Source organism: Planococcus sp. SSTMD024 (assembly GCF_041320495.1).
Classification (GTDB): Bacteria; Bacillota; Bacilli; order Bacillales_A; family Planococcaceae; genus Planococcus.
The window spans coordinates 280,014-292,568 of sequence record NZ_JBGGNS010000022.1; the positions used below are offsets into that span (position 1 = coordinate 280,014).

10 protein-coding genes and 1 riboswitch are annotated in these 12,555 nt (G+C 48.6%); of the genes, 7 read left to right on the forward strand and 3 right to left on the reverse strand.

All coding sequences use genetic code 11. The annotated features are described in order from the left end of the window. The first annotated feature begins 87 nt into the window (after positions 1-87). From AB9R92_RS10200 to AB9R92_RS10215, 4 genes are all read left to right on the forward strand, one after another. Positions 88-894 (forward strand): ABC transporter ATP-binding protein, encoded by an 807-nt coding sequence (locus AB9R92_RS10200; protein ID WP_370669342.1) that lies wholly within the window; start codon positions 88-90, stop codon positions 892-894. Continuing rightward, positions 881-2,791 carry an FtsX-like permease family protein gene (locus AB9R92_RS10205; RefSeq protein ID WP_370669343.1) on the forward strand — a complete coding sequence of 637 codons (1,911 nt, stop codon included), beginning with the start codon at positions 881-883 and terminating at the stop codon, positions 2,789-2,791. Before AB9R92_RS10200 ends, AB9R92_RS10205 begins: the two co-directional genes overlap by 14 nt. A 252-nt stretch (positions 2,792-3,043) precedes the next feature. Further along, positions 3,044-3,541: a GNAT family N-acetyltransferase gene (locus tag AB9R92_RS10210; RefSeq protein ID WP_370669344.1), complete on the forward strand. Its 498-nt coding sequence runs from the start codon at positions 3,044-3,046 to the stop codon at positions 3,539-3,541. A gap of 27 nt (positions 3,542-3,568) precedes the next feature. Continuing rightward, positions 3,569-4,321, forward strand: coding sequence for an SDR family oxidoreductase (locus AB9R92_RS10215; protein WP_370669345.1), 753 nt, complete (start codon positions 3,569-3,571; stop codon positions 4,319-4,321). A gap of 55 nt (positions 4,322-4,376) precedes the next feature. On the opposite strand, the gene AB9R92_RS10220 is transcribed toward AB9R92_RS10215, so the two are convergent. Next, positions 4,377-5,708 (reverse strand): TrkH family potassium uptake protein, encoded by a 1,332-nt coding sequence (locus AB9R92_RS10220; RefSeq protein WP_370669346.1) that lies wholly within the window; start codon positions 5,706-5,708, stop codon positions 4,377-4,379. Between the two features lie 133 nt (positions 5,709-5,841). Then, positions 5,842-5,990: riboswitch (cyclic di-AMP (ydaO/yuaA leader) on the reverse strand. 192 nt (positions 5,991-6,182) lie between these two features. On the opposite strand from AB9R92_RS10220, the gene AB9R92_RS10225 reads away from it, so the two are divergent. Next, the gene (locus tag AB9R92_RS10225) at positions 6,183-6,713 is read left to right on the forward strand and encodes a sigma-70 family RNA polymerase sigma factor (RefSeq protein ID WP_370669347.1); all 531 of its coding nucleotides are present in this window, start codon (positions 6,183-6,185) and stop codon (positions 6,711-6,713) included. Next, the gene (locus AB9R92_RS10230) at positions 6,697-7,701 is read left to right on the forward strand and encodes an anti-sigma factor (protein ID WP_370669348.1); all 1,005 of its coding nucleotides are present in this window, start codon (positions 6,697-6,699) and stop codon (positions 7,699-7,701) included. Before AB9R92_RS10225 ends, AB9R92_RS10230 begins: the two co-directional genes overlap by 17 nt. An 89-nt stretch (positions 7,702-7,790) precedes the next feature. On the opposite strand, the gene AB9R92_RS10235 is transcribed toward AB9R92_RS10230, so the two are convergent. After that, entirely contained in the window at positions 7,791-10,220 is a 2,430-nt protein-coding gene (locus AB9R92_RS10235; protein ID WP_370669349.1) for an EAL domain-containing protein, read from the reverse strand. 449 nt (positions 10,221-10,669) lie between these two features. Between AB9R92_RS10235 and AB9R92_RS10240 the strand changes: the two genes are divergently transcribed. Then, the gene (locus AB9R92_RS10240) at positions 10,670-11,509 is read left to right on the forward strand and encodes an aldo/keto reductase (RefSeq protein ID WP_370669350.1); all 840 of its coding nucleotides are present in this window, start codon (positions 10,670-10,672) and stop codon (positions 11,507-11,509) included. A gap of 88 nt (positions 11,510-11,597) precedes the next feature. Here the strand turns inward: AB9R92_RS10240 and AB9R92_RS10245 are convergent, their stop codons facing one another. Next, positions 11,598-12,443, reverse strand: coding sequence for a GAF domain-containing protein (locus tag AB9R92_RS10245; RefSeq protein ID WP_370669351.1), 846 nt, complete (start codon positions 12,441-12,443; stop codon positions 11,598-11,600). Positions 12,444-12,555 lie beyond the last annotated feature (112 nt).

Below are 12,555 nucleotides of genomic sequence, written 5' to 3' on the forward strand. Positions count from 1 at the left end.
TCGCCTCCCGCTTTGTCACCCAAATCAAACGACCCGGCCGCTTTTGAGCAGTAAGATAAGGGGAGAAGTTTACAGGGAGGCCATCACATGACAACAGAAAATAAAACAATGACACAACAAACAACTAAGCAATCCGTTTTGCAAGCGCACAATGTCCGGAAATCTTTCGGTACGCGCGGCAATGTCCAGCAAGTGCTGAAAGGCATTGACCTGCGTGTAGCAGAAGGCGAATTCGTCGGCATTATGGGCGCATCTGGGGCAGGCAAGACAACTTTGCTCAACGTTCTCGCCACCATCGACCGGGCCACTGAAGGCACCATCTTGATCGACGGCGCCGATATTTCCAAGATGAAAGACGTCGAACTGTCCGCTTTTCGCAGAAACCAACTGGGCTTTATTTTCCAGGACTATAATTTGCTCGATACCTTGACGGTAAAAGAAAACATTTTGCTTCCGGTATCACTCGGCAAGATGAAGAAACAAGCGGCAGAAGCCCAGTTCCAGTCGATTGCAAAAATCCTGGATATCGAAGCGCTGGCGGACAAATACCCGCACGAAATTTCAGGCGGGCAAAAGCAGCGCACTTCTGCAGCCCGCGCGCTCATCAACCAGCCTTCGCTCGTGTTTGCCGACGAACCGACAGGCGCGCTCGATTCAAAATCCGCTTCATCGCTTCTCGGGACGATGGCAGACGTCAACAAGCAGCAAGGCGTCACCATCATGATGGTCACGCACGACCCGCTCGCGTCGAGTTATTGCAGCCGCGTCGTGTTTCTCAAAGACGGCAATGTCTATTCCGAGCTGTACAAGGGAGACAAAACGAGACAAGCCTTTTTCCAGGAAATCCTGAATGTCCAGGCTGTGCTCGGGGGTGACAGCGTTGACGCTCTTTGATCTCGTCAAACGCAGCATGCGTAAAAACATCAAGCATTATTACCTGTACTTTTTCGCATTGATCCTCAGTGTCGTGCTGTATTTTGTGTTCGCGACCTTGCAGCACGACGCGGCAGTCGCCGAACAAGGCACAGGAACGATGGGCACCGCATTCCAGGTAGCGGGAATTTTGTTGATCGTTATCGCCGGCATTTTTATCGTCTACGCCAATGCCATTTTCCTGAAAAGAAGAAGCCGGGAAATCGGCTTGTACCAATTGATTGGGCTGACCAAGCGCGCCGTCGCGAGGCTATTGATCCTCGAGAACATGCTTCTTGGCATCATGGCGCTGATTGTCGGGATAGCAGTCGGCATGCTCGTTTCACGTGTCTTTTTGTTGCTGCTCATGAAGCTCATCGGTTACGAAGCGTTCATTGAAGTGTCGTTCTCAACAGCCGCGGTCACACAAACCTTCTTTGTCTTTCTCGCGATTTTCGTGTTGACGACCATCCAGATGGTGTTTACGGTGTACCGCAATTCCTTGCTGTCTTTGTTCAATTCCGAAAAGCAGGGACAGCATCCCCGAAAGCCGAAGAGCGCCGTTTCTGCTGTCTTGGCATTGCTTGGCATAGGGCTCATCGTATTTGGTTACTGGCTGTCGGGACGCATGTTAAATGCGATGATTTTCTTTAATATGTTGGCGGTATTGGCTACTGTCATCCTCGGTACGTATTTAATATTCCGAGTGACGATCAGCTGGCTGCTGTACCGCATCCGCCGCAATAAAAACGGCCATCTCGGACTGGAAAACAGTTTGTCGCTCGCACCGCTCATGCACCGCATGAAAAGCAACGCCAATTCACTGACCATCATCACGGTGTTGTCGGCAATGACTTTGACGATGACCGCAGCAGCTTATTCCATGTACTATTCAACAGAGCGTGAAACACAGGCGATCATGCCGTTTGATTTCATGTTTGAAAATGAAGCCGGACTAGCGGATGACATCAGCGAGGAACTCGAGAGCAACGGGATTTCCTATCAACGCGAAGCGGTGGAAACTTTTGTCGTGCCGGCAGAATTCGAAGAAAAGCCGGCTCCGTTTTTGGAACGGGCAACAGACATCGCTGTGCTCAGCAGCGAACAATTGCAGCAAGCTGGCCTCGACGTTGATGTGCCAGCAAACGGTGAAGCGAGCTTTCATGACGTATCGGTCTCGACGCTTTTCAATTCGGTGGATTTGCCATTCGACCTCACGTTTCAAGATGAGGGACCAACCACTTTGTCCATTACGGAAATCGCCCAATACAATGTGCTCAACTGGTCATTCTTCACGAGCCAAATCGTGGTGAACGAAGAAACCTACCAATCGTTGAAAGCACAGTTGGCGAGTGAGACAGGGGATTCAGCTCTCCAGCAAATGGACGGGTTCCACATTGCCGAAGAGGATATGGCCGCAGCCTCCGCCATTTACCAGCAAGACAAGTACAAAGTTTCGGAACCGCATGTCGACTATTACTCGTCTTATGAAGGATCTGTCCAATCGAACGGCTTGCTCATATTCATCGCCGGATTTTTAGGGCTGGTGTTCCTTATTTCGACCGGCAGCATCCTATACTTCAAGCAAATGACCGAAGCCGAGCAGGAAAAACAAAGCTACGCGACATTGCGCCAGCTCGGCTTCACTGTCAAAGACATCATGCGAGGCATCGTCCGCAAACAAGCCTTCGTCTTCGGGCTGCCGCTCGCGATTGGCTTGGCGCATTCCATCTTTGCAATTCAAGCGGCATCGTTCCTATTCCGCACCGATATCCTATTCCCGGCGTCGGTTGCGATGGGGGTCTATGCGTTGATTTATTTAGTCTTCGCGGTATTGGCCGTCGGTTATTACAAGAAGACGGTCAAAGCGGCGCTATAAAATGAAAAGCACGGAAGAGAAGATTCTCTTTCGTGCTTTTTTGTTAGGTAATAATATTTAAACCAAAGAGTATCGGAGAAGGTTTGAAAAACAGGATTCTATCGCATTCAGTAAATGGTAGAATTTAGTTAACTAAACGGTTCATTTGTTGAAGGGGACAACTGCCTATAGATTAGTACATCCAATGATTGATGATTTCCCGGGAAATAATCCGCTTTAAGTTTAAATTTTGCAGAAGAGGGGTGAGCAACGGTGATCAAGGTTCGAAAAGCCGAAAGCCGCGACGCAGAACAAATCGTGCAAGTCATCAAAAACGCTGAGGGTTCAGGCTATATGCTATTCAATCCGGGCGAGCGGGAAATTTCGCCCGAACCGTTTGCCAAGTTTATCAATGGCTTGAATGCCAAAGAAAAAGCAGGCGTTTTTATCGCATGCGAAGAACAACAGATTTTAGGGTATGTGATTGTCCAAAATGAAAACCCAGAGCGCATTTCACACCGTGCTTATATGGTAACGGGTGTTCACAGTGACAGCCGCGGCAAGGGAGTCGGAAAAGCGCTGTTTTCCCATGTCATTGATTGGGCGAAATCCGTCCACCTGCACCGCTTGGAACTGACAGTGATAGCAGAAAACGCTTCAGCCGTGGCTTTGTATGAGAAAATGGAGTTCAAAATTGAAGGCATAAAGAAAGATTCACTATTCATTAACGATGGATATGTGGATGAGTATTATATGGCAAAGCTGCTTTAATAAACTGCTTAAATGGAGGCTTTCAGGATGGCAAAATCAAAAAGCGTGGCACTGGTCACCGGCGTCAGCACCGATACCGGCATCGGCGCAGCAGTCTGCCGCAAACTCGCACAGCAAGAAACGGATATTTTCTTTACCTACTGGCAAGCAGAGCCGGATTTTCCGGAGCGCTTCCGTTCGGAAATCATGGAGCTTGGCGTGCGCTGTGAGGTCATGGAGGGCGATTTCGCGCAGCCGCAAGCTGAGACGGCTGTACTGGAACATGTATCGAATGCTATCGGATTCCCGAATATCCTTGTCAACAACGCGGCGCATTCGATCGACTCCAACTATCTCGATCTGACCGGCAAGATATTGGATGATCATTATATGGTGAACATGAGAGCGGCGTTTCTATTATCCACACAATTCGCACAAAGATTTCAACGAATGGGGCGAAACGATGGGCGCATCATCAATTTAACCTCCGGACAGGAGCAGGGGCCGATGCCCGGAAACTTGGCGTATGCGGCAACAAAAGGCGCCATTTCAGCATTCACTTCCTCTTTGTCCGCAGAAGTCGCAGAACTGGGCATCACCGTGAACGCCGTCAATCCAGGGCCGACCGACACCCATTGGATGGATGAGGAGATCAGGGATTATTTGCGGCCGAAATTCGGCTTGGGGCGCATCGGGAAACCGGAAGATGCGGCGAACTTAATCGCGTTTTTGGCCAGCGAAGAAGGTGGTTGGATTACCGGGCAAGTGATTCATTCGGAAGGCGGGTTTTTAAGAAGCTAAAAAAGCTGCACCTCCCAATTTGGGGGTGCAGCTTTTCATTTGGATAAATTCAAGGTTAACCGGTAAAGATATCGCCTTTGGGGTGGCGAATCGGTTCTTTATGCTGGCGCGCCAGGGCGAACGCCAAGGTGACAGGGCCGATGCGGCCAATAAACATTAAGATCATGATAACGATTTTTCCGATAACGGAAAGTTCACCGGTCAATCCCATCGATAAGCCGACTGTCCCAAACGCGGAGAAAGCTTCAAAAACGATCCACTCGAAAGGTGCATTTTCTGTATAGCTCAAGACCAAAATGCCGGCAAAGATAGCGGTCATGCTGATAAACACAATCGCTAGAGACCGTTCGAGCAAATGCGAAGGAATCGCGCGGTTGAAAATGACTGCTTCTTTTTTCCCGTTCAGGTAGGAAGCGGTCACTAAGATGATGACCAGGAACGTGGTGAGCTTGATGCCGCTCCCCGTCGATGCACTGCCCGCCCCGATAAACATCAAGAGAGAAATGAGCACGATCGAACCGGTTTCCATGCTGCCGATATCGATGGAATTAAATCCTGCAGTACGCGGCGTGACGGCCTGGAAATACGAAGCCCATAGCTTATCGCCGAGCGGCATCGAACCGAGCGTCTCCATATTGCCATACTCCGACACGAACAGAAACAGCATGGCGAAGAGATTGACGGCGAGTGTCCCCGTCAGCATGATTTTCGAATGCAGCGACAATTGCCGGAATTCCTTGGCGCCCCACATATCGTAGAGAACAGTGAATCCGATGCCGCCCGTGATGAACAGCAGGGTGATGATGATATTAACGGCAGGGTCCCCGACATACGCGCTCAAGGAATCATCCCATAGCGAAAATCCGGCGTTATTGAATGCAGAAACGGAGTGGAAAACACTGGTGAAGAGGCCGAAGCCCCAGCCGTATTCGGGCACCCAGCGAACGGCCAGAAAGGCAGCGGCGATCGCTTCGATACCAAACGTGAAAAGCAAGATGATGCGCACGAGGCGGATCATGCCGCCGAGTGAATACTGGTTGAACGATTGCTGGATGAGGATTCGTCCCCTCAAGCCGATTTTTTTCCCCAGCAGCATGACGATCAATACGGCGAACGTCATCAAGCCAAGACCGCCGATTTGCATGAGCACCATGATGACAGTTTGGCCGAACAGCGTAAAATCGTTTCCTGTGCTGAGAACGGCAAGGCCGGTCACTGTGGTTGCGGAAGTAGCTGTAAATAACGCATCCAAAAAAGAAATCGGCGCCGTCGTTGATACAGGCAAATACAGCAGGATCGCCCCGAAGAAGATGGCCACCAAAAAGGTGATCGACAGCACTTGCGGCGGCGACATATGAATTTTCTTTAATAGATAGGATTTGTTCATGTGCTTCGCCCACTCTTCTTCAGTTTAGACTCGAAACTCTTATCGCACGATATCCATCTCAATTTTCTGCCACTCTTTTCGCTTGATTTTGAGCATAAAAACCATTTCAGAGAAACGGCCTGAGATAAAACCTTTTCTGTCTTTTCTGCGCTTACGGGCTTAGCTGTCGGATTACGGATGGAGAGTACCCCTTCTTCAAAATGAAGATTCACCCCGAGATCAAGTAGCGATCAAATTGGTTCCCCCGCACAGAAATTCATTCTGTTTCAGCAATGTAAAAGGCGGATTGTGTTATGTAAGCTAAAATATACGCCTCTATTTCGGAAAGTCAACACAATTTTATATGGGGGAATAGAACTGATTTATCCAGTTAGTGGAAGAGTCGTGAAATTCTTTTTACAAATTATTTCAAGAAAACTGTAACATTATTGAAAGGCAAACGTGTAAACGGTAGAGATTGATAAGGGGGAGACGATGAAAAACCAACAGCTCGAACAGCTTTTTAAACTGTATTCAAAACCCCTTTATTATTATCTTTGGAAGTTATCAGGTTCTTCCCACCTGGCCGAAGATCTGACCCAAGAAACATTCGTCAGGGCAACGATCTCGCTTCACGCCTATCAAGGAGAAGAAGCGCGGGCGTGGCTTTTCAAGGTGGCGCGCAATATGTACATTGATGAATGGCGCAAACGCAAAAGAAGGCAAAATATCCCTTTGATGAATAGATTCAAGCCGGCTGAAGAGATGATCAGCCCATACGGATTGCCGGAAAATGAGGCTTTGGCGCAAGAGCGGAAGGACGATTTGCACGCCTTGTTCAATTATTTGCCGGAACATTACCGGACGATCCTGTACTTAAGGGAAGCGGCGGAATTTAGTTATGCTGAAATAGCAACAGCGATGGATCTGTCAGTGGATCAAGTCAAGGTCACGCTCCATCGTGCGCGGAAAAAACTCGAAACAATTGCAAAACAGAAAGGGTGGCACGATGACAGAATGGAATGAAGCATTGGAAAAGAAAATACTGAAGAAATCCCGTTTTGTTTTAACCGTTCGCATTCTCCGCATATTGATGCTTGGGGTTCTACTATACGGGGCCTATATGATCGCTTTGGCATTTATTACGGATAGGCTGCAAGCGGCAGAAGAAAATGAATACTATACGAAACTCGCCTTGGAGTGGACTGTGCCCAATGTCCGCGGGGCATTTGGCTTCGAAGAAGAAGAAATCTCTCCATTCGGGACCACTGGATTTTCCTATCCTTTGGTTAGGACAGTAGGCAAAGAGGAAATAGTCGTAGGGGAAGCGCAGGTGACGAAACGCTTAGTAAACAGCCTGTCGTCCATCGAGTACCAAACCCCTTCAAGGGATGAACTCGATCGTTTTTTCTTTTTCTATCCGGAAGACCCGCGCAATGGTAATTCACTGGAAGCTTACGGCCAGCCTGATGTTTGGGACACCCTAGACAAGCTGCACGAAGGGACCGTAGCGGAAATGGCCTTTTCGACAGACCGCTTCATGACGCCTGAAGAGTTGATCGCGCAATTGGAATCTTATGATATTGATGTTCTATGGATACCATTGCATACGGGTGAATTTGAAGCGTTCACGCCGGGCAGTTGGGGAGGCGGCGGTGACGATCTGTCGGTGAATACCGTCTTCGGCCTGACGGGTGGGCAAACCGCTTCCGACGATTTCCGGTCCTTTTCTTCTATCTACCGGCTTGATTCCGAAACACTGCAAGACAGTAAACAGATGATGACGGCCAATATGGAAACTTTGCTCGACAAAAAGCCTGCTTCTTATTATGAAGGGTTTTTAGGCTTGAGTTTTTTGAATGAACGCTATGAGTATATAGAAGAAAACGGCTTTAGGGTTTACGGCGCTGTGGTCACTGGCCCGGTCAAGGAATTATTGAAGCTCGAGGAGGAAGCCATGGTGTCCGGTGAGCAGCTGGGGCAAGTGGAATTGTGGAATTGGGAAGAGGAGTAAATACAATAAAAAGAAGCGAGGAGACGCTGCCGTGTGCAGCATGTCCTCGCTTCTTTATGGGATAATGGAAAATTCTTTCAAAAAACCCTTCAAGCCGGCTTCGTCGTATAGTAGATATCTTCAATGTCTTGAGCGGGCAACGGGCGGTTAAAGTAATAGCCTTGTGCCTGGTTGCACTGTTCGGATCTCAAAAAGTCCAGCTGCTCTTCCGTTTCCACGCCCTCAGCGATGACGTTCAATTCCAGATCGTGCGCCATGCGGATGATGGTTTTAACAAGTGCCGCATCTTTTGAATCGCTTTTGATGTTGCGGGTGAAATGCTGGTCGATCTTCAAGCTGTCGATCGGGAATAGCTTCAAATAGCTGAGTGAGGAATAACCGGTGCCAAAATCGTCAATCGATAAATGGACGCCGAGCGCCGCCAGTTCTTCCATGGTAGAGATGGCGCTGTCCGCATTCTGGATGATCGTTTCCGTCAATTCCAGTTCCAGATATTCTGGAGCCAGACCGGTTTTTTTCAAGACGATGCTGACGACTTCGGTCAAATCCTTTTGCGCAAACTGGCGCGCGGAAATATTGACTGCTACACGGAAGGGGGCAATCCCTAAGTCTTGCCAGTATTTGTTCTGCCGGCACGCCTCTTCCAATACGAATTCGCCGATTTTCGTGATGCTCCCGGTTTCTTCGGCAATTGGGATGAACTCTGCAGGCGAGATCATTCCCCATTCGGGATGGTTCCACCTGAGCAAGGCTTCAACACCGATGATCTGGTCGGTTTTCAAGCTGATCTGCGGCTGGTAATGGATGGCGAATTCGCCGTGTGCCAAGCCTTTCCGCAAACCTGTGGCCAGTCTCGATTTTCGGGCGATTGATTCATTCATATCACGCGTGAAGAATTGGAAAGCGTTTTTTCCTCCTTCTTTTGCCTGGTACATCGCGATATCCGCATTTTTGACCAAAGTCTCGGAGTCACTGCCGTCAGAAGGATAGGTGCTGATGCCGACTGAAACGCTCGTGAAGATTTCTTCGTTTTCAAAACGGAACGGTGTATTCAAGGCGTCAATCAAATCTTGTGCCCGGGCCGCCGCTTGGCTGTATTCGGTATTCGGCAAAAGCAGGATGAATTCATCGCCGCCAAGCCGCGACAGCGTATCTTTCGGGCTGATCTGGGCTTCTAGGCGGCTGGCGACATTTTTTAAAAAGAGGTCGCCGACTGAATGCCCGAACCGGTCGTTGATCATTTTGAAATTATCCAAATCCATATAAAACAGCGAGAAATTCAAGCCGCGTTCATCCGCGTGACGCAGCAAGGAATCCAGCCGGTCGTTAAACAAACGGCGGTTCGGCAAGCCGGTCAACGGGTCCAGATAGACAAGGTCGTTGATTTTGTCTTCAGAGGCTTTGCGCTCGGTGATGTCCCGGAGGATGCTGCTGAAGAAAATACCGTTTTCCGTTTCCCATGTGCCCACCGACATCTCAAGCTGGAACTCGCTGCCATCTTTCCGGCAGCCCGTCAACTCGACAGTGCTGCCGATGACATGGGGCTCACGCGTCTTGCGATAGGCTTCCATGCCTTTTTCATGCGCTTCCTTGAAGCGGTCCGGAATGATGATATTGATATTGCGTCCAAGGATCTCTTCCTTTTCATAGCCGAAAATGGCTTTAGCGCCTTGATTCCACTGGACGACCAAACCTTGAAAATCGGCCACGATAATGGCATCTTTTGCCGATTCGATCACCGATTGAAACTTCATCTCGGATTCTTCCGATTGTGTTTCCAACCGGCGGTCCGTCCGCACGCTCGCAAGTGCAACAACGAATAGCAGCAGCATGCCGCCACCGATGCCATAGGCGAGCAGCGTGCTATTGACGGAAAACGGTGAACTATGGCCTGCTGCGTGACCCATCTGGGAGAAATCCGCCGCAGCCATGCCGGTATAATGCATGCCGGAGACCGCGAACCCGATTAACACCGCACCCGCCAGCTTGCGCCAGTGGAACCTGGGCACGTTCGGAATATAGAACAGCAATGCCAAGCCGACAAAAGAAGCGGCAAAGGCGATCAGTGCCGATAATGCCCACATGAATGGATCGTAGGAAATCATTGCATCCATGCGCATGGCGCCCATGCCCAGATAATGCATCGACACGATCCCCGTGCTGATGAAGAACGCGCCCGTGAACAGATTGCGCCAAGTGACGGAGGGCTTGCTGATAAGATAGAACGCAATTGCGCAAGAAATGACCGCCGGCACGATCGACAATAACACCAAGCCGAAGTAATAAGAGACTTCGACCGGCAAATGAAACGCCAGCATGCCGATGAAATGCATCGACCAAATGCCGAGCCCCAAAATAAAGGCGCCAGCTGTAATCCAGCGCAGGCGTGATACGTTTTTGGCGTATTTTAGGCGGCTGCTGATGTCGAGCGCGACAGAGGCGGAGAAGACGGCGACCAGGATGGAAAGGGCGACAAGGGGGAGGTTGTACGAACTGATGAGATTATTGATGGGACTCACACTCTTTCTTTAGTGGTTTTGATGGGGATATTATTAAAATAATAGAGAAAAATAGCCGAGACACCCATTTCCTTAATAAAATCAACCACCATAAACCGAAAGTTCTCACGGAATAAAAGTTAATTTATGGAAATTATAAGAAAGGTCATAAGACTTACATAAACGAAAAATATTTTATCTAACTAAGACCATAAGACATCATAAATATCCAAATAAAGCTATTTTTTATTAGAATACCACATTTGTCTCGAAACGAAACTATTCATTGGGCTTAAAACTTTAGTATAGTAAAGAGTGGGTTTATTTTTGTATTCTTGAATAATAAAACCAGATCCGGATGAAATTGAAATGAGCTTCCTTAGTGTCACTTCATTCATGCGAGATAGTTTTTCGGTGTAACGGGTATAGTAAATGTATTGCCTGATTAACGAATATAGGAGGATTCATACATGAAAAATTTGCAAGCGACTGTCACGTTAAATAACGGAAGCGAGATGCCCTGGCTTGGCCTTGGCGTATTCCGTGTAGAAAACGGCCCTGAAGCGACTGAAGCCGTCAAAACGGCCATCGTCAACGGCTACCGCAGCATCGACACTGCGGCCATTTACGGGAACGAAGAAAGCGTCGGGGAAGGCATCCGCCAGGGAATCAAAGCGGCGGGGATCTCGAGGGAAGACTTGTTCATCACTTCAAAACTATGGAACGACGATTTCGGCTACACGTCCGGCATCCAAGCTTATGGGACAAGCCTGAAGAAATTGGGGCTGGAGTATCTGGACTTGTACTTGCTCCACTGGCCCGTTGAAGGCAAATACAAAGAAGCGTGGAAAGCGCTCGAACATCTCTATATGGACGGGCAGGTCATCGCGATTGGCGTCAGCAATTTCCAGATCCATCATTTAGAAGACCTGATGGAAGACGCAGACATCAAACCGGTCGTCAACCAAATCGAGTATCACCCGCGCTTGACGCAAGAGAAGCTGCTCGCATTCTGCCGCGAACACGATATCCAGGCGGAATCGTGGTCGCCGCTCATGGCAGGAGAAGCGCTTGAGCAGCCGGAGCTGAAAAAAATCGCGTCTAAGTATGATAAATCAGTTGCACAGGTCATTTTGCGCTGGAATCTGCAAAACGGCGTCGTGGCCATTCCGAAGTCGACCAACGAAGGGCGCATTGTGGAAAACTCCCAAGTGTTCGATTTTGAATTAACGGAGGAAGACATGGAGCGGATTTCGGCATTGAACGAAGACCGCCGCGTCGGCCCGGACCCGGACAATTTTAATTTTTAAAGGGAAACTAACACTAACATTAAGTGAGTGTTTGCATTTCCGCCCAGAACAAAAGGAAGCGAAAAGCCCATGGGCTTTTCGCTTCCTTTTATTTTTCTAACGTATAGCCGATTTTATTCAACGCCGATTCAATGTCGGCGACATACTCGGTTTTTAACTGTGACAAGTGTTCGCTGACGCCCGGCCTTTGCACAAGCCAAGGCGGCAGGCCGGTCATCATTACTTTAACACCCATGATGTCCAATCCTGCGACCAGGCTTTTCAGGACATCGGGAAATTGATTCTCCAACAAGCGCAATTGGGAAAGGTCAATAACAAAGGAATGGATGCCTTTATCGGCCGCGTAATGCAAAGTGTCTTCCATGATTTTCTGGGAGCGGTTTTCATCGATATTTCCTTGAAGCGATAAGATTGCCAACCCTTTTTTGATCGGGATGATCGGCACGCTCAATAGTTCAATGTCTGCCAAGGTAGAATCCAGATGGATCACATAAGACAGCACGTCCGCCATTTGCCTGAGAAACTGGATGTCGTTGTCGGTAAAATCTTTTTCTTCTTTGTCCATAACGCATAAGGCACCAAACACTTCGCCGTAAAAATCGCGCAGCGTCACGCCAAGAAAGCCTTTTCCTTCAAGCTCTTTCGTCAAGTCCATATGTTTTGTTAATGCAAAAGAACTTAAATCATTTGTTTTCACCACTTCGTGGTCGCTTTGGAAGATTAACCGGCAGTAAGCACCATCATAATCCACCACAAAGCCTTCCGGAATAAGGTAATGGTCTTTATTGAAGGAACTAATGACTTCTAATGCGGCCGAACCTAGCTGCGTCACATAAGCGCTATTAACGTCCAGTTCCTCACTGATCACTTGAAATAGTTTATAGGAGACGGCTTTCAATGAATCATGCGTCGACATTCTTTTGTTTTCGTTCATCTTACGTTCCTCCCCAACTTCTGGGGGGACCCTGCCAGTCATCTTTGATGTATAGAGTCATTTCCCTTTACGTGCAACTTAATGTTATTCAAGTTTTCATAAAAACTCCAGT